The sequence below is a fragment of the Bordetella tumbae genome, assembly GCF_965139195.1.
In the GTDB taxonomy this organism is placed as follows: domain Bacteria; phylum Pseudomonadota; class Gammaproteobacteria; order Burkholderiales; family Burkholderiaceae_B; genus Bordetella_A; species Bordetella_A tumbae.
Window position 1 is genome coordinate 1 of record NZ_CBCSJH010000056.1, and the last position, 25,001, is coordinate 25,001.

At 58.8% G+C, this 25,001-nt stretch carries 19 protein-coding genes and 1 pseudogene; 13 read left to right on the plus strand and 7 right to left on the minus strand.

Translation table 11 applies throughout. The features are described 5' to 3' along the window. Positions 1-316: 316 nt before the first annotated feature. Positions 317-1,105 (plus strand): dienelactone hydrolase family protein, encoded by a 789-nt coding sequence (locus ACNA0J_RS28070; RefSeq protein ID WP_415822237.1) that lies wholly within the window; start codon positions 317-319, stop codon positions 1,103-1,105. Positions 1,106-1,252: 147 nt separating this feature from the next. Here ACNA0J_RS28070 and ACNA0J_RS28075 read toward each other — a convergent pair whose 3' ends face one another. Next, entirely contained in the window at positions 1,253-2,791 is a 1,539-nt protein-coding gene (locus ACNA0J_RS28075; protein ID WP_415822238.1) for an MFS transporter, read from the minus strand. 188 nt (positions 2,792-2,979) lie between these two features. Here ACNA0J_RS28075 and ACNA0J_RS28080 point away from each other — a divergent pair, with 188 nt between their 5' ends. Further along, positions 2,980-3,510 carry a TetR/AcrR family transcriptional regulator gene (locus ACNA0J_RS28080; protein WP_415822239.1) on the plus strand — a complete coding sequence of 177 codons (531 nt, stop codon included), beginning with the start codon at positions 2,980-2,982 and terminating at the stop codon, positions 3,508-3,510. A 72-nt stretch (positions 3,511-3,582) separates the two neighbouring features. On the opposite strand, the gene ACNA0J_RS28085 is transcribed toward ACNA0J_RS28080, so the two are convergent. Then, positions 3,583-5,244, minus strand: a complete 1,662-nt coding sequence (locus ACNA0J_RS28085) for a Na/Pi cotransporter family protein (protein WP_415822240.1) — start codon at positions 5,242-5,244, stop codon at positions 3,583-3,585. Positions 5,245-5,484: 240 nt separating this feature from the next. Between ACNA0J_RS28085 and ACNA0J_RS28090 the strand changes: the two genes are divergently transcribed. The 3 genes and pseudogenes from ACNA0J_RS28090 to ACNA0J_RS28100 all read left to right on the plus strand — a co-directional run. Then, positions 5,485-6,357 (plus strand): serine dehydratase beta chain (locus tag ACNA0J_RS28090; RefSeq protein ID WP_415822242.1); only part of this gene is annotated, 873 nt, incomplete at its 3' end. A gap of 1 nt (position 6,358) precedes the next feature. Then, a pseudogene (locus tag ACNA0J_RS28095) lies at positions 6,359-6,876 on the plus strand (L-serine ammonia-lyase, iron-sulfur-dependent, subunit alpha); the annotation flags it as partial. 113 nt (positions 6,877-6,989) lie between these two features. Next, positions 6,990-8,078, plus strand: coding sequence for an ankyrin repeat domain-containing protein (locus ACNA0J_RS28100; RefSeq protein WP_415822243.1), 1,089 nt, complete (start codon positions 6,990-6,992; stop codon positions 8,076-8,078). Positions 8,079-8,253: 175 nt separating this feature from the next. Here ACNA0J_RS28100 and lpxO read toward each other — a convergent pair whose 3' ends face one another. Continuing rightward, entirely contained in the window at positions 8,254-9,153 is a 900-nt protein-coding gene (lpxO, locus tag ACNA0J_RS28105) for a lipid A hydroxylase LpxO (RefSeq protein WP_415822245.1), read from the minus strand. Positions 9,154-9,276: 123 nt separating this feature from the next. On the opposite strand from lpxO, the gene dnaE reads away from it, so the two are divergent. From dnaE to ACNA0J_RS28130, 5 genes are all read left to right on the plus strand, one after another. Further along, positions 9,277-12,768, plus strand: a complete 3,492-nt coding sequence (gene dnaE, locus ACNA0J_RS28110; protein ID WP_415822246.1) for a DNA polymerase III subunit alpha — start codon at positions 9,277-9,279, stop codon at positions 12,766-12,768. Continuing rightward, positions 12,768-13,868, plus strand: coding sequence for a glycosyltransferase family 4 protein (locus tag ACNA0J_RS28115; RefSeq protein ID WP_415822248.1), 1,101 nt, complete (start codon positions 12,768-12,770; stop codon positions 13,866-13,868). The genes dnaE and ACNA0J_RS28115 overlap by 1 nt, the downstream gene beginning before the upstream one ends. A gap of 104 nt (positions 13,869-13,972) precedes the next feature. Continuing rightward, positions 13,973-14,824 carry a polysaccharide deacetylase family protein gene (locus tag ACNA0J_RS28120; protein WP_415822250.1) on the plus strand — a complete coding sequence of 284 codons (852 nt, stop codon included), beginning with the start codon at positions 13,973-13,975 and terminating at the stop codon, positions 14,822-14,824. Beyond that, on the plus strand, positions 14,821-15,570 hold the full coding sequence (locus ACNA0J_RS28125; protein WP_415822251.1) for a glycosyltransferase family 2 protein: 750 nt from the start codon (positions 14,821-14,823) through the stop codon (positions 15,568-15,570). The genes ACNA0J_RS28120 and ACNA0J_RS28125 overlap by 4 nt, the downstream gene beginning before the upstream one ends. Before the next feature lie 6 nt (positions 15,571-15,576). Next, positions 15,577-16,713, plus strand: a complete 1,137-nt coding sequence (locus ACNA0J_RS28130; protein WP_415822253.1) for a glycosyltransferase — start codon at positions 15,577-15,579, stop codon at positions 16,711-16,713. Between the two features lie 105 nt (positions 16,714-16,818). On the opposite strand, the gene ACNA0J_RS28135 is transcribed toward ACNA0J_RS28130, so the two are convergent. The 3 genes from ACNA0J_RS28135 to ACNA0J_RS28145 are packed head-to-tail and all read right to left on the minus strand — an operon-like array spanning position 16,819 to position 18,793. After that, positions 16,819-17,088 carry a YkgJ family cysteine cluster protein gene (locus ACNA0J_RS28135; RefSeq protein ID WP_415822254.1) on the minus strand — a complete coding sequence of 90 codons (270 nt, stop codon included), beginning with the start codon at positions 17,086-17,088 and terminating at the stop codon, positions 16,819-16,821. Positions 17,089-17,102: 14 nt separating this feature from the next. Further along, complete coding sequence (locus tag ACNA0J_RS28140) at positions 17,103-17,867, minus strand: YdcF family protein (RefSeq protein WP_415822255.1); 765 nt, start codon at positions 17,865-17,867, stop codon at positions 17,103-17,105. Positions 17,868-17,881: 14 nt separating this feature from the next. Continuing rightward, on the minus strand, positions 17,882-18,793 hold the full coding sequence (locus tag ACNA0J_RS28145) for a glycosyltransferase family 9 protein (protein ID WP_415822257.1): 912 nt from the start codon (positions 18,791-18,793) through the stop codon (positions 17,882-17,884). Between the two features lie 129 nt (positions 18,794-18,922). On the opposite strand from ACNA0J_RS28145, the gene msbA reads away from it, so the two are divergent. The 3 genes from msbA to ACNA0J_RS28160 all read left to right on the plus strand — a co-directional run bounded on the left by msbA (position 18,923) and on the right by ACNA0J_RS28160 (position 23,127). After that, positions 18,923-20,698, plus strand: a complete 1,776-nt coding sequence (gene msbA, locus ACNA0J_RS28150) for a lipid A export permease/ATP-binding protein MsbA (protein WP_415822258.1) — start codon at positions 18,923-18,925, stop codon at positions 20,696-20,698. A gap of 198 nt (positions 20,699-20,896) precedes the next feature. After that, positions 20,897-21,622, plus strand: coding sequence for a TerC family protein (locus ACNA0J_RS28155; protein WP_415822260.1), 726 nt, complete (start codon positions 20,897-20,899; stop codon positions 21,620-21,622). Between the two features lie 266 nt (positions 21,623-21,888). Continuing rightward, entirely contained in the window at positions 21,889-23,127 is a 1,239-nt protein-coding gene (locus tag ACNA0J_RS28160) for a Hint domain-containing protein (protein WP_415822262.1), read from the plus strand. 45 nt (positions 23,128-23,172) lie between these two features. Here the strand turns inward: ACNA0J_RS28160 and rng are convergent, their stop codons facing one another. Continuing rightward, complete coding sequence (gene rng, locus ACNA0J_RS28165; RefSeq protein ID WP_415822263.1) at positions 23,173-24,636, minus strand: ribonuclease G; 1,464 nt, start codon at positions 24,634-24,636, stop codon at positions 23,173-23,175. Between the last annotated feature and the right edge of the window lie 365 nt (positions 24,637-25,001).

Genomic DNA, 25,001 nt, shown 5'->3' on the forward strand with positions numbered 1-25,001 from the left:
CTTTTGAGCGACGGGTAGTCCGCGAAGCGGACCGAGGCCCCTGGTCATGGGCCGAGCCGTTGCGATTAGGCCGGCATCGCGCTTTGCCCCGCCTGCGGAACGCCTAAAGAACGCTATCCGTCGCCAGCAAACTATCTAATCCCCCTCAAAAAACCAGCCATCTACCGACAAATAAACCATCCCTAAGCAAAACCACTCCACCCGTACTGCGAAAGTACTCAACACCGCCCAGACATTTGCACCCACTCCCACCGCCAAGTACATTCACTCTTGAGACCAGCCAAATCGGCCAGGTCATTGGCATAGGAGTCCCGTCATGAGTTTTGCCCCCGCAGCCGGCCAGCCCACGTCCACTACGATTCACACCGATAGCGAAGGCCTGGAGCAGGGCGGTATCGATCTACCCGTGCACGACGGCACCATCTTTGCTTATTACGCCGCACCGCTAGGGGAAAAGGACCTGCCCGTCGTCCTGGTCATACAAGAAATCTTTGGCGTGCACGAGCACATCAAAGACATCTGCCGCCGCCTGGCCAAAGCCGGCTATCTGGCCATTGCCGCCGACCTGTATCAACGTCAGGGCGACGCGTCGCAATACACCGATATTCCTAAACTGATTTCCGACATCGTTGCAAAAGTCCCGGACGAACAGGTCTACGCCGATCTCGATGCCTGCATCGAATGGGCCGGCCAACATGGCGGCGATACTTCGCGCGTTGGCGTCACAGGATTTTGCTGGGGCGGCCGCTTGACCTGGATGTATGCCGCGCATAATCCCACCGTCAAGGCCGGCGTCGCCTGGTATGGCAAGGTCGCTACCGGCCATGGCCCCCTGATCAAGCAAACGGTCGTGGATGTGGCAGCGAATACGCACGCGCCCGTGCTTGGCCTGTATGCCGGCCAGGATGCCAGCATTCCCCTCGATACGGTCCAGGCGCTACGGTCCGTATTGGCTAGCGGCAACGAAGCCGCACGGGCCTCGGAAATCGTGATCTATCCGGAAGCCAACCACGGTTTTCTCGCAGACTATCGTCCCATGTATCGCGAAGTCGATGCTCGTGACGGCTGGCAACGTATGCTGGAGTGGTTCCAACGGTATCTGTGATGATCGTATCGTGCGGTCGGCGTTGATGCCGTGTTCTGTCACGGCATCAACGGGTTTCCGCGTGATAGTTACGCTTCGTGTCACGGTTTTCCCGCGACGAGGGCAGATCAAAAGCACGCGCTGGCTATACCCCCTTCTGGGTTTTTCTTACCTGCCAGCAGTGTCCGCCGCCAGGGTTGTGTGCGGGGCAGGTTGATCGGTCCTCTTGCGCCACGTGTGCCACGCCGTTGTGAGGAGCAGCCCTCCTGTTGCGGCCATCACCGCCAGCAGTGCATAGTCAAACGAAGCACGCGCACGTTCGGCGAGTATGGCTGCGACAGCGGGTGCGGACGTCGCCGCGACGGCCAGAGCCTCGTCCAGGCTGTCATACACCACCGCAGGCAGCGTGCTGTTGTCGGGCAATATCAAGGTGGCGCCATACACTGCCGTGGCCAGGCTGCCCATGATCGCGACACCGAGCACGGCGCCCAATTCGAAAGACATTTCTTCGACCGAGGCAGCCATGCCGACCTGATCCGCGGGCGCATTGCTCAGGATCGAGCTCGATGCTGCTGTCAGCGCCATCCCGAGCCCAAAACCCATGATCGTCAGGCTGACCAGTTGCCAGACCGGCGCCATCTGATGGGTGCCGACCAACGCAAATGCACCGAGCCCGGCAACAAGCATCGACAGCCACATGCCACGGTTTTCGCCCAGCCTCGGTATCAGCAAGCCCGCGATCGGCCCCGCAACGAACGAAGCCAGCGGCGCAGGCAGGATGAACAGTCCAGCCTGCAACGGCGACATCTGACGGACCAACTGCAGCCATTGGCTATAAATCAATTCAATGCCTGCAAAGGCGATCGCTGCCGCGAGCGCCACGATCACAGCCGTGCTGAATTTGCGATTACGGAACAACCGCAGGTCGATCAGCGGATCCGTCGTGCGTAATTGCCGTTTGACAAAGAACAGCAAAAAGACGGCGCCGATGAGTCCCGCCAACAACGCCAGGCTATAAGACGGCGCGCGCTGGCTGAGCTCTTTGACGGCATACACCGAGCCGACCAGGCCGACCAGGATTTGCCCTGAACCTATCAGGTCAAAGGTCCGGGTCGAGCCACTGCGATGATCCTCGATAAACCACATTGCCAACGGCAACACGATCAACACCGTCGGCACGTTGATCAGAAACACGGATCCCCACCAGTAGTGCTCCAGCAGGGCGCCACCCACGACCGGTCCAAACGCTGCGCCGCCCGAGGCGACCGCTGCCCAGATGCCGATGGCGATCGCCCGCTCACGGGTATCCTGGAACGTATGGCGAATGATCGCGAGCGTGGCGGGCATCATCATGGCCGCGCCTACCGCCAGCAGAACGCGGGCGCCCATCAGCCATTCCGGATTGGCCGCATAGGCTGCCAGCAGCGAAGCGATACCGAATATCGCCATGCCGCCTACAAAGAGCCGCTTGGGCCCATAGCGGTCGGACAAGGTGCCCATCCCGGGCAGCAAGCCGGCGACGGCCAGCGGATAGGCATTGACGATCCACAGTTTTTCAGACGCCGTAGCCTGCAGGGCCAGGGTGAGGTGCGGCAGTGCCGTGTAGAGCACGGTCATGTCGATCACAATCAAGAATAGATCGACCGACACAATGGCCAGGATGAGCCAGCGTAACGCGTGTGATGATGGAGTATGCAAAGACGACATGGGTTGCCCCGCCGGGACTAAGGCGATGCCGTTGAACGAGCAGGCCTACCCATGGCAGACTGGGGCGATGGCGTCCTGCGGCAGGACATGCGCCAGAATGTGGGTCCTGAACGGCATCCAGCCTGGTACCGGATGATGAACGGGATTATAATTTAATTCCATACGTATGTATTTAAAAAAGAGTAACAATGGGCCGAACCCGTACCGTAGATCGTGAACAGCTGCTTGACGCCGCCGAGGCCATTATCGAAACCTCGGGCGCGGCAGGCTTGACCATCGACGCCGTGGCCAAGGCCGTGGGCATCAGCAAAGGCGGCGTGCAATACTGCTTTGGGAACAAAGACGCCCTGGTGGACGCGCTGTTTACACGCTGGGGGGCGTCCTACGACAGATTGTTCGCGCAGACCATGGCGGGCAGCACCGATCCCGTGGATGCCGTGCGCGCCCACGTCGCGGCGACCCGGCGTACCGACGAGGCCAGCGCCAAATCAGCCAGTTTGCTGGCGGCTCTGGCACAAACGCCCGAGCACCTGGTCAGCACGCGCAAATGGTATCGAGAGCGTATTGCCAAGCTGGATGCCACCACGCCAGAGGGCAAGCGCGCCCGATTGGCATTTCTGGCGACAGAGGGAGCGTTCATGTTGCGATTCTTCGGCTTTATGGACGTCGACGAGGCCGAGTGGGAATCCATGTTTGATGATCTGCAGCAATTGCTGTGAGGCTGACGGGACGACACCGGCATCAGGCTGGCCTGCACGCCAGCCCGCATCGGCATCGTGGCTCGGATCCCGTCAATTCCCTGTTTCGCGCAGCCGGCTCGGCAACAATTCGCCATGGCGAGCCAGCAATGGATAGGCGGCCGCACCTACCAAGTGCGAATTGATGCTCTTCATGTCACGCAGAATATCCAAATACAGCGCGCCGACTTCTGCCGCATCGATTTGCCCGGATTTGATTTTCTGCAGATGCGCTTCCGATTCCTGCATTTCCAGTTCCCGGAAACGCGATTTTTCACCTGCCAATTCGCGAGCCTGGCGCACATCATCATTAATGAACAGGGCGGCCGCCTCGCGTTGATTGGCGATCAAGCGGGCCAGCGTCTCGTCCAATTGCTGACGTTGTTCAGCCGGTAAAACCCAGCCTTGTTTGCGCAAACGGGCAATGTGATTGAGCAGGCCATGATGCGTGATGTCCGCGGCGTGCCCAATGTTGCTGGCAAAGGCCAGAATATCGTCCAGCCGTCGGGTATCGTCGCGAGTCATGTCCTCGCGGTCCAGCAAGGCCAGATAGGTAGTAATAGCCGTTTCGATCTTGTCCACGGCGTTATCCAATTGGCGCGCCTGCACGAGGCGATGGCGGTTATCGCGTTTAAAGCCCGCACGGGCATAGAGCAAGAGCGTCTGCAGCATATCGGCCATACGCAGCGCCTCGCGTGCAGCGTTCCCCAAGGCAACCGCCGGCACATCGTGCGCCGATTCGTCCAGATACTGAGGTCTGGCAGGGTCATTGGGATCCGTTCTTTTAGGCAACCAGCGCGTCAGCAGCGCCGCATACGGCGTCAGCAGCGGCAGGAAAATCAAGGCGATCATGGCGTTGAACACGGTGTGAAAGTTCGCCACCAGACGCGCATTGTCGCTCTCCAGCCAACCCATCCAACCCGGCAGCCATGGCAGCAACACCAGCCCCAGCACCACCCCGATGACCCGTGTCAGGAGATTGCCCAGGGGCAGACGGCGAGCGGCTGGATCATCGCCGGTGACGCCCTCGATCATCGGATTGACCGCCGTGCCGAGATTGGCGCCCAATACCAGTGCCAGCGCGAGCGCGGGCGAGACCAGGTGATGCTCCGACAAGGACATGATCAAGACGACGATGGCGACGCTGGAGTGTGCAGCCCAGGTCAGCGCCGCCGACAACAGTACCGCGGCGACAGGCTGGGTGGCCAGCGCATCCAGTATTTGCTGCAGCAAAGGCGCATTTTGCAGAGGAGCGAACAGCTCAACCAACTGATGCAGTGACAGCAATAGCAGCCCCAGGCCTATAAACACCCGGCCCAGGTCACGGGTACGGCCAGGCGGGTAACGGCGAAACATCCATACCCCGGCCAGGATCAGGATGGGGGCCAACGCGGTCAGGTCGAACGACAGCAGCTGCACAATCAAGGTCGTGCCCACATTGGCACCCAGCATCGCAGCCAACGCAGGAGCGAGGCCCACGAGTCCGCCGGCAGCAAACCCCGTGATCATCAGCCCCGTTGCCGTGCTGCTCTGCAACGCGGCGGTAATCCCCAACCCTGTCGAAAACGCCCGTAATCGCGTTCCCAGGGCGCGCCCTAGCGCTGCCCCCAAGGCCGCACCGAACGCACGCTGTACGCCCGTCTGCACCATGTGTACGCCCCACAACAGCAGCGCCACGTATCCCGCAAAATCGAGGAGGGGTATGAGTCCCGACATAGTCAGCCTGAAAAAATCAACGGCACGAGTCGTTGGATTTGGATTGAAACAAACCTGTCATATGTAATCATCGCACGGCGCGATGCCGGGGGGAAATCGTCATCGGGCAAAGAATTCCGAGCTTCCTTTACCCATACCTTATATCTCTGTCCCCAGTTTGACCAGCGCTGTCGATGGCGTGGCTGTCGTCCGCGTATCATGTCTATATGATCCTCATCGTCCCTTTCACAGAGGTTAATCGTGGCAGTCTCCGCATTTGATCTTTTTAAAATCGGTATAGGGCCGTCCAGCTCCCATACGGTGGGCCCCATGCGTGCCGCGCTTTTATTTGCACAGGGTCTGGAGCGTGATGAACTGCTGTCTCAGGTGGCCTCGGTACGGGTAGAGCTATACGGGTCCCTGGGGGCGACCGGCAAGGGACACGGCACCGACAAAGGCGTCATCTTGGGGTTGATGGGGCAGGCTCCCGACACCGTGGACCCGTCAGCGATTGCGGGGCTGCTGCAGTCGGTGCGCACGAATAAGTCTCTCGCGCTGCTAGGCCATTTTGCCGTGCCTTTTATCGAGAAAGAGCACATCCTGTTTTATCGCCGCGAGGCCATGGCCGAGCATCCCAACGGCATGAAATTCCATGCCTACGATGCCGTCGGCAACGCCTTGCGCGAAGCCCGTTATCTCTCGGTGGGTGGTGGTTTTGTGGTGACCGCGGGCGCGTCGAATAGCCAGATCATCGCGGCGCATGACCAGTTGCCATTTCCCTTTCGCACCAGTCGCGAGCTGATGGAAATGTGCCAGGCCGAGTCCTGTACGGTGGCGCAATTGATGATGCGCAACGAACTCGTGTGGCGCACCCAGGCCGAGGTCGACACTGCGCTGGATCGCATCTGGCAAGTCATGCAGGATTGCGTCAGCCGAGGCTGCGGCATCAATTACCCCGAAGCGGATGGCGACTTGCCCGGCCCACTGAAAGTGCGCCGCCGCGCGCCCGAGCTACATCGCAGCCTGACGCAGCGGGCCGAACGCACCCTGTCCGACCCGTTGTCCGTCATGGATTGGGTCAATCTCTATGCGATGGCCGTCAATGAGGAAAACGCCGCAGGCGGCCGCGTCGTGNCCGCGCCCACTAATGGCGCGGCGGGCATCATCCCGGCTGTATTGCATTATTACGACCGCTTCGTTCCGGGCGCGAACGCCCAGGGCGTGCGCGATTTTCTGCTGACGGCTGCAGCGATTGGTCTCTTATACAAATACAACGCCTCGATCTCTGGCGCCGAAGTCGGTTGCCAGGGCGAGGTCGGTGTCGCCTGTTCCATGGCCGCCGGGGCGCTGGCAGCCGTGCTGGGCGGCACCGTACACCAAGTCGAAAACGCCGCCGAAATCGGCATGGAACACAATCTGGGGTTGACCTGTGATCCTGTAGGTGGCCTCGTCCAGATTCCCTGTATCGAGCGCAACGCCATGGCATCCGTCAAAGCCGTCAACGCGGCCCGCATGGCTTTGCGTGGCAACGGCCAACATTACGTGTCACTCGACTCGGTCATCAAAACCATGCGCGAAACCGGCGCGGACATGAAAACGAAATACAAAGAAACAGCCCGTGGCGGCTTAGCAGTGAATATCGTGGAGTGTTAGAAAATTAAGCGCCGTCTGAGGAACGCCAGGGAAAGCACGGTTACTCAGAGTGCTCCTACGCGCCTGAGTTTTCTCAGGTTTGTCTTGTCAAATTTCAGACGGAGCTCAGTCAGATGCTACCAAACATTGGCAGTACTAATAACCTTTCTACTGCGGTGGGTGCAACCTCTCCGATTCACCAGCCTGAATCAGCCACAGCGGGCAGCGCCGTGACGCTTAAGCAGTTCTACACAGCCCTATTTGAAGACGATGCGCCGACACTCGAAGCATGGATCAATAATGGTCAAATTGACACCGAGTTACTGGGCTCTCAAAACCCGCTCGATTCCTACAACGATCCTCTGTTCATTTATCTGGCAAAAAATCCCAAACCCGCATGTAAACATTTGATCAACGAACTGATCCAGATGGCGCCTGCCGATCAACTGGAGGCTACCGACAAAAACGGCGAGACGGCCATGATGGCAGCAGCAAAGTACGGCAACGGCCTTATCTTGCGCCAATTGGCCGAACGAGGCGCAAATCCCAATGCTGTCGATCGACATGGGCGCAACGCGCTGATGCTTGTCGCCATTGCCGGATCTGGAAGCAACTCGGTGAATGTTGCACGGTATCTGTGTCGTAATGGACTGCACCTCGATGCACAGGACGAGACCGGGCGTACGGCGCTGCATCACGCTGCTGCTAACTTCGGATACGAGGTCGTTGCTCCGCTGATAGCGGCCGGTGCGGACAGGAGCATCAAGGATCGGAATGGACAGACTGCTTTGGATATCGCTCTGCCCTATGCAGAGCATGAAAAGCAAAATTTCATTGACAGGAACATGGTGGGCCTCCTGACGACTTCGCGTACCGAGATGTTGGCATACCTCGCGTCGTGGTTTAGCGAAGGGGTCCGTGCTGATCTACTAAAAGCGACGACGCGGGCCTATCAGGCATTCGCAGACACGGTAGAGTACGCCACAGGGATTCGCATGGAGACCGTGGCGTCGGCAGTCGCCGACAGCGAAAACGTCAGTAGCGACGCTGCTGCGGAGCAAAACTCGGAGCCGACCGATGCAACACAAGAGCTGCTCAGCGAGCCTGCTGACGTCGTACCCGAGCAGGCCGTGGTCAGCGGCAATCTTGTCACGACTCTGGGTGGCGAGGGTGAGATCGAAAACGCGCCCGCAGCCGACGCTGACAACAAATCAATTCAATAATTGATCCGCGACGTGCGTTGACGAAAGCATCGGCGCATTGATATGTCGACGCGCCGATGCGTTATCGGCGGATCTGTCCGGACTCATACAGCATCCGTGATCCGTCGATAACGACAATCCACCACCGCGCTCGATTACCATGAATCATTCAGCGTAGGTGGCAGTAATTCTGCAATTACAGCGCCAGAAACGCCACGATCACCAGCGCAATCAACACGACCTTGGTGATCTTGTACACCGTACGATTCCACGTCTTGAACTGCTTGCGCTTTTGATCGATGACCCAGTGGGCATGCGTCAGTTTGTTGATGGCGCCGGTCTGATCGCCGCCATCGTTCGGCGAGCTGGCCGCCGACATCACGACACGCCCGAACCACCGGTTAAACGCCTCGGCCCATCGCCATTTCAGCGGGCGTTCGATGTCGCAAAACAAAATGATGCGGTTGGCCTCAGACTGGTTGTGGGCTTCGTGCACATACGTTTCGTCAAAGACCACGCTTTCACCATCCCGCCAACTATACGGCTCGCCGTCGACGATGATGTGGCATCTGTCATCATTGGGCGTAGTCAAGCCCAGGTGATAGCGCAGCGAGCCTGCAAAGGGGTCACGGTGCTTGTTGAGCTTGCCGCCAGGGGGTAGCTCGGCAAACATGGCCGCCTTGACTTTAGGCAGGCTTTTCAGGATGGCGACGGTGCGCGGGCACAGTTCCTCTGCCGACGGATGACGAGCGTCATACCATTTCAGATAGAAACGCTTCCACCCATATTTGAAAAATGAATTAAAGCCGATGTCGTCATGCTTCTCGGCGGCCTTGATGCGGCGCAGCTCGGCCATTTTTAGCGCTTCGTCGCGGATGACTTCCCAGTTGTCATCCAGTACCTGCAACTCAGGAATCTCGCGCGAGGGCAGGTAGGGGGTGGTCGGCACACGCGAACACAGCACCATAAAGGCGTTGACCGGCGCCAGCACGGCGGATTGATCCAACAGCTGACGGGACAGACGCAGACGCACACGGCCTCGAAAATGTGCAAACAGGATGGAGGCCAGCCAGATAGCAAGAATCAGCCACTTCATAACGCATAGCTCTCAGAGAGCCAACCGATAAAAGACAACTTATTTTCTCATAGCTTGGCAAAAGATGACGGAGTGCGGCCCTGGCGTACCCGCGCAGACGGCCGACTGGGTACAATTCCGACCATGTCTGAAGCCGTTACCTCCAAGCCTGCCTTTGTCCATTTGCGCGTCCATTCCGAGTTCTCGGTGGTGGATGGCATCGTGCGCGTTCCTGACCTGATCAAGCGGGTCGCCCAGCTGGGCCAGCCCGCCGTGGCCCTCACGGATCTGTCCAATATTTTCGGGCTGATCAAATTCTATAAGGGCGCACGTGGAAAGGGGGTCAAACCGATCGCGGGCTGCGATGTCTGGTTGACCAATGACGATGACCCCGACAAGCCTTTCCGCCTGCTGTTGCTCGTACGCAACCACAAAGGCTATCTGAACCTCTGCGAGCTGCTGACTCAGTCTTTTTTGACCAACCAGGGCAGAGGCCGTGCCGAAATCCGCCGTGAGTGGCTGGCGGGTCGAGAGGGGCTGATTGTGCTCTCTGGGGGGCGGGGCGGCGACATCGGGCATGCCCTGGATACGGGCAATGCCGTCACGGCGTTGTCGTTGGCGAGGCAATGGGGGCAATTATTCCCCGGGGCTTTTTATATCGAGCTGCAGCGCAGTGGCGCCGACGGTGACGAGGCCTATACCCAGGCCGCCATGCGTCTGGCCGCCGAGGCCGGACTGCCCGTCGTGGCCACTCATCCCGTGCAGTTCCTGGATCAAAGCGAATTTCAGGCTCACGAGGCGCGCGTATGTATCTCCCAGGGCGAGATCCTGGCCGATCCGCGCCGGGTGCGCCGTTTCACAAAAGAGCAATATCTACTCAGTTCCGAGGACATGGCGCGGCGCTTTGCCGATGTGCCCTCGGCGCTGGCCAACACCATCGAAATTGCCAAGCGGTGCAATCTGACGCTGGTGCTGGGCAAGCCACGGCTGCCTATATTCCCCACGCCCGAGGGCGTGTCTCTGGATGACTATCTGGTACAGCTCTCCGAGGCCGGCCTGGAAAAGCGCCTGGAATTCCTGTTCCCCGACCAGGCCGTTCGCGACGCCAAGCGCGAGCAGTATTACGAGCGCCTGCGCTGGGAGTGCAAAACCATCATTCAGATGGGCTTTCCGGGCTACTTCCTGATCGTTCAGGACTTTATCAATTGGGGCAAGAGCAACGGCGTGCCCGTCGGTCCGGGCCGGGGCTCGGGTGCGGGCTCACTGGTGGCGTACGCGCTGGGCATTACCGATCTGGATCCGATCCGCTATGACTTGCTGTTCGAGCGGTTCCTGAATCCCGAGCGGGTATCCATGCCCGACTTTGATATCGACTTCTGCCAGGACAACCGCGAACGCGTCATCGACTACGTCAAGATGAAATACGGCCGAGACGCCGTGAGCCAGATTGCGACCTTTGGTACCTTGGGCGCCAAGGCCGTGGTCCGCGATGCGGGGCGGGTGTTGGACATGCCCTATCTGTTCTGCGATGGCCTATCCAAGCTGATCCCGTTCAACCCGGCCGATCCTTGGTCGCTCGACCGCACCCTGAAAGACGAGCCGGCATTCAAAGAACGCTACGAACAAGAAGAAGAAGTCCGCGCGCTAGTTGACCTGGCCCAGCCCCTGGAGGGCTTGACCCGCAACATCGGCATGCACGCGGGCGGGGTGCTGATCGCGCCAGGCAAACTCACCGATTTCTGCCCGCTGTACTGCCAGCCGGGGCAGGAAAACAGTGCGGTGTCGCAGTTTGATAAAGACGACGTCGAGGCCGCCGGCCTGGTGAAGTTCGACTTTCTGGGGCTGCGAAACTTGACGATTCTGGATTGGGCCGTACGCTATGTACGCCAGTTCAATGAATCCAAGCGCGAGTTCGACATCATGTCGCTCGAACTCGACGATCAGGCGGCCTACAAGATCCTGTGCGATGCGAACACGACGGCTGTGTTCCAGCTGGAATCGCGCGGGATGAAAGAGCTGTTGAAAAAACTTCGGCCCAGCAACTTCGAAGACATCATCGCTATGTTGGCGCTCTACCGACCGGGTCCGTTGGAATCCGGCATGGTGGATGACTTCGTCAACCGTAAACACGGACGTGCGGCGGTGGATTATTTCCACCCCGATCTGGAAAACACGCTGAAAAGCACCTACGGGGTCATCGTCTACCAAGAGCAGGTGATGCTGATCTCGCAGATCATCGGCGGCTACTCGCTGGGCGGCGCTGACTTGCTGCGCCGCGCCATGGGCAAGAAAAAGCCCGAGGAAATGGCCAAGCACCGCGAGTTGTTCGAAAAGGGTGCCAAGGAAAAAGGCCATGACCCGGATCTGGCCGTCAAGCTGTTCGACTTGATGGAAAAATTCGCCGGCTACGGTTTTAACAAATCGCACTCGGCGGCCTATGCGCTGATCTCCTATCAGACCGCCTGGCTCAAGGCCTATCACCCGACTGAGTTTCTGGCCGCCACGATGTCGTCGGACATGGACGACACGGACAAAGTGCAGATTTTCTGCCGCGATGCCCAGGAAAACGGCGTGGTAGTGCTGCCGCCCGACGTCAACGCGTCGGGTTACCGGTTCGAGCCTGTGCAGGACGAGCACACCAAGCAGGGCAAGCCGCCTCGCACCATGCGCTATGGCTTGGGTGCGGTCAAGGGCACCGGACAAGGCGCCGTCGAGGAAATCCTGCGTGCTCGCGAGGCGGAGGGTCCCTTTGCGAATCTGTTCGATTTCTGTCGGCGTATTAACAAGCATGCCGTCAATCGCCGCACGATCGAGGCGCTGATTCGCGCGGGGGCATTTGACACCATCGAGCCTAACCGCGCCGCCATGCTGGCCTCGGTCAGCACCGCAATGGAAGCCGCCGAGCAGGCCGCCCGCAGCGCGAATCAGGCCTCCTTGTTTGGCGACGACAGCGGTGACGTGGTCGCAGGCGAACTCAGCAAGGTCGCCCCGTGGAACCTGCACACCAAGCTGACTGAGGAAAAATCAGCGCTGGGTTATTACTTCAGCGGCCATTTGTTTGATTACTGGCGCGACGAGGTCCGCCGCATCGTGCCCACGCAGCTCGCACGTATCGAGCCACAGCGAGATTTGCAATGGATGTGCGGCGTATTGGCGGGCGTGCGGACCATGATGACCCGGCGCGGCAAAATGGTATTTGCAGTGCTGGATGATGGCACTGCCCAATTGGAAATTTCCGTTTTCAACGAGCTGTACGAAAAGCATCGTTCCCGCTTGCGCGAAGACCAGCTGATCATCGTCCAGGGCAAAGTCAGCAATGACGATTATTCCGGCGGTATGCGCATCGTGGCGGATCAGCTTTACGATTTGCAGTTGGCCCGCGAGGCGCGCGCGAAATCGCTGCGCGTCAAACTCAACGGCCAGGCCGACGCCAAGCGCCTCCACCAGATGCTCAACCCATTCCGGGCCGAGCCGGAAAATGGCATTCCTGGTGTGCCGGTTGATATTATTTACGAGCATGACAATTTCTTGTGCACGGTACGGCTGGGCGAGGAATGGCGTGTGCGCATGGCCGATACTTTGCTTGACAACCTGACTGCCTGGGCGAATCCTGACGGGGTAGAGGTGACCTATTGATGCAACCGCTACGCATACTCCACTCCGAGGCGGCCGTCGCATTCGGCGGGCAGGAACACCGCATTTTCAAGGAAATGCATGCCATGCGCGCGCGCGGCCATCACATCGAGGCCGTCTGCCAGCCGCAAGCCCAGTTGGTGCCGCGTCTGCGTGACGCGGGGTTTACGGTACATACCGTGCCCATGGGCGGCTTGGTCAAATACCTCAAGGGCGTAGTCGCCGTGCGGCGCATTCTGCTGGAGGGCAATTACGATGTGGTCAACACTCACAGCCGTATCGATACCCTGATCGCCGGCACGGCGGGGCGTCTGGCCGGTACGCCGCTCATCGTACGCACGCGCCATCTGGCCAGTAAAGTCGGATCGATGCTGTCCTACACCTGGCTGCCGCATCGTGTCACCACAGTCAGCGAGTATGTGCGCCGCTATCTGGTCAGCCGAGGTGTGCCCGCCGAACATACCGCCACCCTGTATTCCCCTGTTGTTCTGCCGCCGCCTGTCGAGCACTCGACATTGCGCAGCGAACTCGGCTTGGCCGAGGACGATATCGTGGTGGGTTGTGTCGCGGTGATGCGTGCGGCCAAAGGCCATAAAAGCCTGATCGACGCCATGCGCCCCTTGATGGCGACGCGGCCCAAACTGCATATGGTATTCGTGGGCTCGGGTTCGCCGACGTTCGAAAACACACAGGCCTACATTCAGGAACTGGGCCTGCAGGACCGCATCCACCTGATGGGCACGCGGCGCGACGTGCCCAATCTGCTGGCGGGCTTTGATCTGTTTGCGCTGGCCACCGAACAAGAAGCGTCCGGCACGGTATACGTCGAGGCCGAAGCCGCCGGGCTGCCGGTCATCGGCACGGATGTCGGCGGCGTATCCGAAATGATGCGTGACGGCGTGACCGGCATCCTGGTGCCGCTGCACGATCACGCTGCATTACAAAGCGCATTGGAGCGTTTGATCGACAATCCCGAACTGCGCCGCGAAATGGGCGAAGCCGGCCGTCGCATGGTGTGGGAAGAGGGCGTGTTTTCTCCCGCACGTTTGGCGGAAAACACAGAGGCGGTCTACCGTAAATGGTTGGCGGAGCGCCGATCGTGAACCCTATCACCAGTGATCTCGCGTCCGCGCACCGCACCAACGGTCATGCGGCCCAGGCCAACAGCCGCGCCGCTCTGGCGTAACGTGCTCAAGAGTGATTCCGCATGTCTAACGCGCCCAACGTTCCTGTCCTGATGTATCACCATGTCCACCCGGCTGGCGGCATGATTGCCGTGACGCCTGAGGTGTTCGAACAACAGATCGCGGGTCTGGCCCGTGCAGGCTACACCTCGCTGAGCGCCCAGCAGTTCGCTGATTATCTGGCCGGCGGTACCGTTCCCGAAAAGTCCGTTCTCATTACGTTTGACGACGGTTATCTGAATAACTGGACATACGCGCATCCGATTCTGCAACGCTATGGCATGAAAGCCGTCCTGTTTCTGATTACAGGCTGGCTCGGCCAGGGAGACGTGCGTCCCTACGAGGGGCAGGGCTTGCCCGTGCCGCATTCGCCCGATCACCATGAAAGCAAACGCCTGGTCGCAGAGGGCCGCACCGACGAGGTGATGCTGCGCTGGAGCGAGGTGCGCGCCATGTTGGCGGCAGGGACCTTCGAAGTGCATTCCCATACGCACACCCATACCCGTTGGGACAAGGAATGCGGCCCTGACGTTGCTGCCAAACGCGAGCACGTTGCCCAGGAATTAAAAGATTCCCGTGCAGCCCTGGTTCGCGAGTTAGGTGGTGTCAGTGATCATCTGTGCTGGCCACAGGGCTACTTTGACGACGATTACGTACAGATGGCCCGCGAGGCAGGCTTCAAACATTTGTACACCACTGATGCCTTGGGCCAAAACCTGCCGGGCACCAACCCCGAGCACATCTATCGTTTTGCGGTACGCAACCTCGGCGGATCCTGGTTGAACCGTCGCATCTGGATGTCCCGTCATCCCATCGTTGGCCCGCGTTATCACGCCTGGAAGGCGTGGAAAAGACGGCTGAGGAATCGTAAATGAAGCTCTCGGTCATCATCATTACCAAAAACGAGGCCAAGCACATCGTGGGCTGCCTGGAATCGGTGGCCTTTGCCGACGAGTTCATCGTGGTGGACTCCGGCAGCACGGATAATACTGTCGAACTCGCCCGCGATTTTGGCGCACGTGTCGAAACCACGTCCGATTGGCCGGGCTTCGGACCACAGAAAAACCGCGCGCTTGATCTGGCCACTGGCGACTGGGTCCTGTCCATTGATGCGGATGAGCGTGTCACACCAGAATTGGCCCGCGAGATCCAGGCGGTGCTTGCGTCGCCAAAGGCCGAGGCCTATGACATCCCGCGATTGTCGGAATTCTGCGGCCGTTTCATCCGCCACAGTGGCTGGTGGCCCGACTACGTGCTGCGTTTGTTCAAGCGTGGCACTGGGCGCTTTACTGACGCCGCCGTGCACGAGCGAGTCGTGCCGCAAGGCCCCGTATTGCAACTGAAGGGGCATTTCGAGCATTATCCGTATCCTAATCTGGATGCGCTGATCAACAAGATCAACCGTTATTCTTCGGACGCCGCAACCATGATGTACGCCCGTGGTAAACGGGCGACGGTGTTCAGTGCATTGGGCCACGGGTTTTGGACTTTTGTGCGTATTTATTTGATTCGTCGAGGGTTTCTTGACGGGCGCCACGGCTTGGTGCTGGCCGTGACGGCAGCGGCAGGCAGTTTTTTTCGATACGCCAAGCTCAGCTTTTTGTCTGATCAGCGTAAATAATCCTCAGTGAAGATCCTTTACACCAATTTCCACCCGCGTAATGGGGGCGGCCATACGACCTACATTACCAGCCTGGCAAAAGCGCTGGCGGGTGATCATCAGATCACCGTGGCTGCGCCGGACACGAGCCGGCTGTTTCGCTACGCGGGGGCGATTCCTGGTGTGCGCACCGTCGGTATGCGTTTCACGACGCGGCTGTCATCCTGGTTTGGCGAACGCGCCGCGTTGAGGCGTTTGATTGCGCAAGAGCGCTACGACATCATTCATGTCAATGGTTCGGCAGACCATAAGCAGGTCATGCTTGCACTGATGGGCATGCGCCATCGCCCGCGTGTTGTGTTCACCAAGCATAACGATCATCCCCTGGATTCCTTGGGCCATCGCATGCGGGCTGCCTTGGCGACAGATCATGTCATTGCCGTCAGCGACTTTGTGCGGAACATGGTGATGGCCTCGCCATATCGGCGCGTACCGACCACCACGATCCGGCATGGCATCGATACCGATTATTTTGCTCCGTTCGATATCACGCAGGTTTCAGAGACCGGGTCTTCTTCGGCAGAGGCGCTGCGCGATCATTATTTCGGTCCTGCCTGGCGTGGCCATTTATTGCTTGGCAGCGCTGGCGGTACCGATTATGCAAAGGGTTGGCTCGATCTCGTCGACGCCGCAGGCAGCCTACCTGCTGATCTGCGCGAGCGCATTTTCATTCTCGTGGCGGGTGATCTTCCCAATGACGACAAGCTGGCACGCGTACGCGCGGCAGGCATGCAGGACCAAGTCTTTTTCCCTGGTTTGCTGGACGACGTCCGCGATGCTCTGGCCTGTTGCCATGTCGGCTTCGTACTGTCCTATCGCGAAGCCTTGTCGTATGCCTGTCGAGAGGTGATGTCGCTGGGCTTGCCTGCATTGGTGAGCAATGCGGGCGGCCTGCCGGAAAATGTCCGAGACGGCGAGGATGGCTGGATCGTGCCCGTTCGCGATGTTCCCGCCATCGCTCAAGCTCTGACCTTGATGTTGCAAGACCCCAGCAGGGTGTCCATCATGGGGGCAGCGGCGCGGCGTAGTGCCGTCGATTTTTTTGGCCTCGACGATTTTGCTCGGGCGACCGTGGACGTTTATCGAGAGACGTTGACAGCCTGAGCTGACGAGCTGACGTCACAGACGTCTCGACTGCGCCGGGTCCTCATAGTTCATGGCAGTTCGCCTTCATCTCGGCCGGCCGTCGATCAGTCCGGCGGCGAGCCATCACACGGGGTGCTTCAGCGGCGAGGTGTCGAGTTCGAGGCGCATCAGCCATTGAAGCGCCTCCTCTCGGTTCTGGCCGCACATTTCCAAAGAGGCTTGCAGACCCGAGCAACAGGATGGCCGCTCAGGCTGGCCAAAAATCCGGCAACGCATCATTTCATCCAATTGGATGCAGGGCGTACCCGCAGGTTTGCCGTGCGGCATCCCAGGGATCGCGCTGGAAATCGACGGTGCCGTGCAGCACGCTCCGCACCCCGGGCGGCATTCCATGGCGGCCCCCATGCTCAGACCCATCCCCGCAGCCAATACACGAGCAGGCCGGCATACTCTTTGATAATGCTGCGGCTGGCATCGAGCGTTCGCATATGCGGCAGCCACGGTGTCACCGATCCATCGGGCGGCAAGAAAATCTGTGGCGGCGTCGAGGCCGGGATGGCAGACACGCCTTGCTTGGAAAAGGCGGCCATTGCGCGCGGCATATGCAGTGCCGAGGTCACCAGCAAGATGCGCTTGAAACCGTGCTCTTTCAGTTCTTCTTCGGTCTGCGTGGCATTTTCATAGGTCGTGCGGCTGGCGTTTTCCAGTACCAGGGCGCTTTCCGGGACGCCTTGTTGCTTCATCGTATAGGCCATGCCGCGAGCTTCACTGATATCGCCTTCCAGCGCCCCGCCAGACAGGACCACCTTAGGTGCTCGTCCGGCCTTGTATAGATTAGTGGCAGTATCTACCCGCACGATCGCTGTGTCCTTGTCGTAGGGTAGAAACCAATTGGCGCGCCCATTCGCCGTATTGCCGCCCAACACCACAATAGCGTCGGCGACGGGCAGTTCCGCCGCAGGCAGGTGCGGGTAACGTGCCTCGAGTGAGCCTCCCAGCCATATCGACGTCGCAGGCAGCGACCAGGCCGTCAGCCAGATGATGCCTGCAACAGCGAGAGCAGCGCCTGTCTTGCGAAAGCGAAACAGGCCTAGGACCAAACCCAGAACGACAAAAGTCACGCAGAGGTTTTGCGGAATAATGAGGTTGGCCAGGTAATTCGTAAAAGTCATGTAAAAAAATCCGGTCAAGCAGGTTGCAGCAAGTTGCCGACTTCACGTTCGACTTCGTCGGCAGCAGGCCAGTTCCCGTCCGATCCAAGGCAGATCGCACGGGGCGACCAGGGGCCCGTACGTCCTGGACTCGTGACGCCAAATAGCGTCAGTTGCGATGCATCAGCCGCTGCAGCGATGTGCGACACCCCAGAATCATTACATATCACCAATGAGGCGCGTGTCGTCAGCGCGGCAAAGGCTCCCAGAGGGGTAGCAGGCAGCAGGCGCGCTGTCGGCGCATTGCACTGCGCTTGCTCAACCTCGGCAGGAGGAGGGCACATTACCACGGTATGGCCATGTGCCTGTAACGCGCGCGTTAACGTATCAAAATGTGGCCAGACTTTAACTTTGCCTTTGTGCAGGCCAGTCGCTGTGGGGGCAATCAAGATAAAACGCTGTGCCGTCAGACCGGCCTCACGCAACAGCACATCTGCGGCCTCTTGCTGGGCGGCAGTGATGGGCAAATTCAGCGTTGAGTCCGGTTGTTCAGTACCTACTGGCAGTCCCCAACGCGCCAAAGCGCTGCGTGTCAGGTAATACCAGGATTGCACGGCGTGCAGGCGCGGGTCGGGCTTGGCAATCGGCCAGCGCAACAGCAGGCTGCGGCCATCGTCCCGATAGCCGGCGCTGGGGATTCCAGCCAGCCGAAACGTCGCGGCACTCGAGAGCGAGTCGGGCAGGGTCACGCCCCGCACCCGCTTCGCGGCCGCACCCCATGTGCGCCGATGTTCGCGCACAGCGCGGTAGTCCTCTTTCAGGCGGCCCTTCATGGGGATGAAATCATGTTTGACAACGCCGTCCAACAAGTCGCGCGCCCAGGGGCGTGCACAGACGACGACCGGCAAGCCAGTCGCGCTCAGGAGTGCCAGGCTGGGCAGGCTCATGCAAACATCGCCAACCCAATTAGGCAGACGGACATAAAGGCAAGAAATCTCTGATGTGGGCAACTTCAGTTCCTTGGAACGGTCGAACGGTACAATCCCGAGCACAATTGTATTAAAGCGAGCCCCCTCTTGAATTCTGACGCCCGTCACGCACCCGCTGGATCTCATCCGGTCAAGTCCGAACTCTGGAAGCGCGTCTATAGCCGCGTCGGTTCCTACTGGAAGGGGCTGCTGCTGGCTATCCTGCTGATGGCTGGCGCCGCCGCCACGCAGCCGACGCTGGCCATCATCATGAAGCCCTTGCTCGATGATGGTTTTGCGGGCACCAAGCCGTATTACGTGTGGGCGATCCCCCTCGCCGTGGTGGGTCTGATCTTCTTACGGGGAGTATGTAACTTTTTCAGCGATTACTTGTTGGCCTGGGTGGCCAATAATGTCCTGCTCGGCATGCGCCGCGACATGTTCGAGCGCCTGCTCGGCTTGCCCGATGCGGACTTCAAGCGCGGCGATACCGGGCGGCTGCTGAATCGCTTTACCATCGATGCCGGCAACGTCACCGGCTACGCCACCGATGTGATCACCGTCCTGGTGCGTGAAACGCTCGTCGTGATCGCGCTGATTTGCGTGCTGCTGTACATGTCCTGGATGCTGACGCTGATCATCCTGGTCATGCTGCCCGTGTCGGTCCTGATCGCGCGCGCATTCATTCGGCGCCTGCGTCGCATCAATCGCGAAACCGTTAATATGAATGCCGAGTTGACCCGTGTGGCCAGCGAGGGCATCAATGGTCAACGCGTCATCAAGCTGTTCGACGGCTATGAGGCGGAGCGCGGCCGTTTTGCGTTCGTGAATGCGCGCTTGCGCCGTTTCGCCATGCGGACTGCCACGGCCGATGCTGCCATGACGCCGTTGACCCAGGTCTGCATCTCGATCTCTGTGGGTGCCATCATCGCCGTAGCGCTCAGCCAGGCCAATCACGGCAATCTGACCGTCGGTAGCTTTGCCTCTTTTATGGCTGCGCTGGCCCAGATTTTTGACCCCATCAAACGCCTGACCAACCTCGCCGGCAAAATGCAGAAAATGCTGGTGTCGGCAGAGAGCGTCTTTACCCTGATCGATCAGGATCCCGAGGTCGATACCGGCACGCGCACTTTGCCCGAACCGGTGCGCGGGCGCATTGAGTTCCGTCAGGTCACGCATCGCTTTCCGGATGCCGAGCGCGACACCTTGCATGACGTTTCCTTTCAGATCGAACCCGGGCAGACCGTCGCCTTGGTCGGACGCTCAGGCAGCGGCAAGACCACACTGGCCAATATGTTGCCGCGTTTCGTCCTCCCTGGGGCGGGCGATATTCTGATCGACAATGTGCCGATCAATGAGCTCACCCTGCGCAGCCTGCGTTCCCATTTATCCTTGGTCAGCCAGGACGTGGTGCTGTTTGACGACACCATCGCGGCCAACGTGGGTTATGGCGCATTAGGGCAGGCGAGCGACGAACAGATACGCGATGCCTTGGCCGCCGCCAACCTGCTCGAGTTCGTCGACAGCCTGCCGCAGGGCATGCACAGCCCCGTGGGCGAAAACGCCGCCCGCCTGTCGGGCGGACAACGTCAACGCCTGGCGATTGCCCGCGCATTGATTAAAAATGCCCCGATCCTGATTCTGGACGAGGCGACTTCCGCACTCGATAACGAGTCCGAGCGTCAAGTTCAGTCATCGCTCGAGCGTCTCATGCGCGGTCGTAGCACGCTGGTGATTGCACACCGCCTGTCTACCGTGCAAAACGCCGACCGCATCATCGTTCTGGATGGCGGCCGGATCGTTGAGCAAGGCGCACATGCAGAGCTGTTGGCCGCACAGGGCCTCTATGCCTCGCTCTACAACATGCAATTCCGCGAGGACTGACTCGCCGCTTTAGCGCGGTGAGCCCCTCATGACAACAAACTGAATGTGTGCTGACAACTAGCTGAAGGTAAACTGATCTGATTCCGCTGCAATGGTGGGAGTCCGCCATGAAAGCGCCCTTTGTATTGCCGTGAGTGCGGACGAGGCCCCTGGCACGTCGATGCGTCTCGCAATATCCATACAGATCCGGGTACGCCAATGCTAGAGTTTCTGCAGACCCTTCATTGGGGGGCGGTATTTCAAATCATCCTTATCGATCTCCTGCTGGGGGGAGATAACGCCGTCGTGATTGCCTTGGCGTGTCGCGGTTTGCCGCCGGCCAAGCGTATGCAGGGCGTTCTTTGGGGCAGCGCCGGCGCCGTCATGTTGCGCGTGATCCTGATCAGTTTTGCCTTGGCTTTGTTGAGCGTTCCGTTTCTCAAAGTCTTTGGTTGTCTGCTGTTGCTCTGGGTCGGCATCAAATTGATGGTTCCTCAATCCGGCAGTCACGACAAGATCCAAAGTACGGCGTCTGTGCTGGCGGCAGTCAAAACCATCATCGTGGCGGATTTCGCGATGAGCCTGGACAATGTCATCGCCATTGCGGGGGCTGCTGAAAACACCCATGCCGATCATCAGATCTTCTACGTCATTTTTGGCCTGCTCGTCAGCGTGCCCATCATCATCTGGGGCAGCACCCTATTACTCAAGCTGATAGACCGCTTTCCCCTGCTGGTCGCGTTCGGGGCAGGGCTGCTGGGGTGGATTGCCGGCGGCATGTTGATCACAGACAGCTATTTTGTGCAGCGCCTGGGGCAGCCCACCACGGCAGCCAAGCTTGCCGCAGAGTTGGCGGGCGCATTCGTTGTCGTTGCCGTGGGCAAAAGGCTGGCCGCTTACCACCGTAGGCGAGAGCAAAAGTCGCGCGATTCCCTTGAAACGTAACTAATATACACAACGCCGTTTCAACCGAAGTTCGGCTTGAAATCCCTCGCATCTATGAGAAACAAGTCGTTTTATGTCCGTACTTGTGTCTCATCGATACATAAAGTCAATAATTAGTATTACAGAATTTTAATTTTGCCGATATGCTTTGCCGTCCCAGGGCGGGGTGGGAAAGCGGTGCAATGCAGCAATAACAATTCCCTAGAAAAGCAGGCGCGCTCTGAGAAAACCATAAACCGGTCTTAGCTTATCCAGGAGCCTATTGAATGGCCGATGTCTTGCGTTTTCCTAACGAAATTCGTTTATTGACCGTTGATCAAAACACTGTCCCCGGCTCCGATAGATTGGTGGTAGGCAGCTACGAAAAAGCCAGCTATGTCACCTTGTCAAATGAGTCGGGATCAACGGATGTCATGGATTTCACCGTGGCAGCAAACCAGGCGAATCTGATCATCAGTCCCGACTTTACGTTGGTAGACGGAATACATGTCCGCTTTGAGGCGTTGGATTCCACGATGCTGTCAACAGGGACGACCGTGTTTTATCCCGTCGTTGAGTCGCTCGATTTCACGATGGGCTCGAACACGACATTGGAATATGTCCAGCCCAGTTCCGGTGACAGCACTTCAATCGGCAGTGTCAATCTGAACATGACCGCGAGCGGTACCTCTTTTATCTATACCCCCAGCGACGTAATCCAGGACAATCTGCTGATCAATGGGTTGGGTCCGGGGAGCACGATTCAGGTCGTTGGCGCTGATTCGTCCTCGCTTAATGGCGACCAACTGGCATTTGTGGACGCTCAAGGCAATCAGATCGCTCAGTTTGGGGTGCAAAACATACTGGACGTTTCCAAGCTGCGCTTTGAGGGCGGTACCGTCAGTTATGCCTGCTATTTGAAAGGGACCCACATCGCCACACCGGACGGCGAGGTCAAGATCGAGACATTGCGCACAGGCGACAAAGTCATGACGGCCAACGGGGGCGTGGCCACAGTAAAGTGGGTCGGCTATCGCACTTTGTATCGCAGGTCCATTCCGGCATCACATGCTGCCAAAGCGTTCCCCATTTTGTTCAAGAGGGACTCCTTGGCCGACAACGTGCCGCATCGGGACTTAATGGTATCTCCGTGGCATCATCTGTTCTTCGACGGCATGCTTGTGCCGGCATTTGCGCTGGTGAATGGCAAGACAATCGTTCAGCAGCTCGACATGCCCAAGTTCCAGTACTTCCACCTGGAGCTGGAGTCATTCGACATCCTTCTGGCAGAGGGCGTGCCCGCTGAGTCCTACGTGGACACAGGCAACCGGTCCATGTTCCAGAATGCGTCCACGGTATCGCTGCGAGCAGATTTTGAGCCGCCAGTAGGGCGCCAGAAAATCCCCGGCATCCGTATCGTGCGTAAGGGGGCACCAGTCCAAGCGCTGCAGCAGGCCCTGATGGACCGCGCAAACCGGCTGGAAGCAGCCGCCCCTGCGCCGGAAGAGATCCGACGCCGGGCATAGCCGCCGCTTTGTCCCAGGATCAGCGCTCCTGGGAAACGACACCCTTCAAACCAGGATGATGTCGTACTGCTCTTGCGAATAAGCCGTCTCGACTTCCAGCGAGACCGGCTTGCCGACGAAATCTCCCAGCATCGCCAGATGCTGGCTTTCTTCTTCCAGGAACAGGTCCACGACATTTTGCGAGGCCAGAATACGGAACTCGCGCGGATTGAACTGACGCGCTTCCCGCAAAATCTCGCGCAGGATTTCATAGCAGACCGTACGGGCCGTGCGCACATTCCCCCGCGATTCGCACATAGGGCAGGGCTCACACAACTGATGCGCCAGCGAATCCCGCGTGCGTTTACGCGTCATTTCCACCAGCCCCAACTGCGTAAATCCGTTGACTGTCATGCGGGTACGATCGCGTGCCAGCGCCTTTTTCAGTTCGGCCAACACAGTTTCCCGATGCTCCAGGTCCTCCATATCGATGAAATCCAGGATAACAATGCCCCCCAGATTACGCAGTCGCAATTGGCGGGCGATAGCCTGGGCAGCCTCCAGATTGGTCTTGAAAATCGTGTCATCAAAGTTGCGGCCACCCACAAAACCACCCGTATTGACGTCTACGGTGGTCAGCGCCTCGGTCTGATCAATAATCAGGTATCCCCCCGATTTCAGATCTACCCGGCGCGACAGGGCTCGCGCGATCTCGGCATCCACATTAGCCGTATCGAATAGCGGACGCTCACCACTGTAATGTTGAATACGGTCCGCCACTGATGGCGTATAGAGACGCGCCCACTCGATCAAGGCCGTGGTCGTCGTACGCGAATCCACCTGAATGGTCCCGGTATTGGCTCCGACCATGTCGCGCAACACACGTTGCTCGAGCGTCAGGTCATGATGCAGCAGGGCGGGGGCGGGGTTGCTGCGAGCCGCGGCTTGTACGCTCGCCCAGAGCTTACGCAGGTATTCCAGATCCGCACTCAGCTCATCGTCGGTGGCGCCTTCGGCCTGAGTACGCACGATCAAACCCCCTTTCTCATCCTCGGGGATGAGTGCCTGCAGGCGTTCGCGCAGTTGAATCCGCTCAGCTTCCGAGTCGATCTTTTGCGAGATACCAATATGCGGGTCATGCGGTAAGTACACCAACATACGTCCGGCGATACTGATTTGAGTCGAGAGGCGAGCTCCTTTGGTGCCCAGCGGGTCTTTGATCACCTGCACCATTAGGGTCTGACCCTCGAATAGCAGCTTTTCGATAGGGGTAGGCGTCAGGCCTTGGCTGCGCTCACTGCGGTTCTCGCGCAGGTCCGCAATATGAATAAAAGCGGCGCGCTCCAGGCCTATCTCTATAAAAGCACTCTGCATCCCGGGCAGCACCCGCACGACGCGGCCCAGATAAATATTTCCCACATGTCCGCGCTGAATACTGCGTTCTACGTGCAATTCCTGTACTGCGCCCTGTTCCACCAGGGCAACCCGTGTTTCAAAGGGGGTGATATTGATCAGGATGTCTTCGCTCATAAGCTCAGGTCGCGTTATCGTGGATTCAGCGTCAATAGTAAACGGTGACAGACGGCTGCCGATCTTTATATCGCCCTATATTGAATCAATGGGCTGGTATGGCGTACGTCTGTGAGGCCGCATAGGGAAAACAGCTCGGAAAATCCGTCTGAATCTGCCTCGTCCCCAAATTATTTTCAAATTTATCGACCGATTTGCCAACGCCTCAAAAAATCGTGTATAGTCTCGCTCCTTCGCTGCTTGAACACGAATTCAGACGAAACGCAGTTTCAGACGAGGCGGGTTGAGGGGGTGGGGCCGAAGTGGTGACGCAGTAAATTCCCGCGATGATGATTATTTGAGATCTAGTTGCACCGAATTTAAAA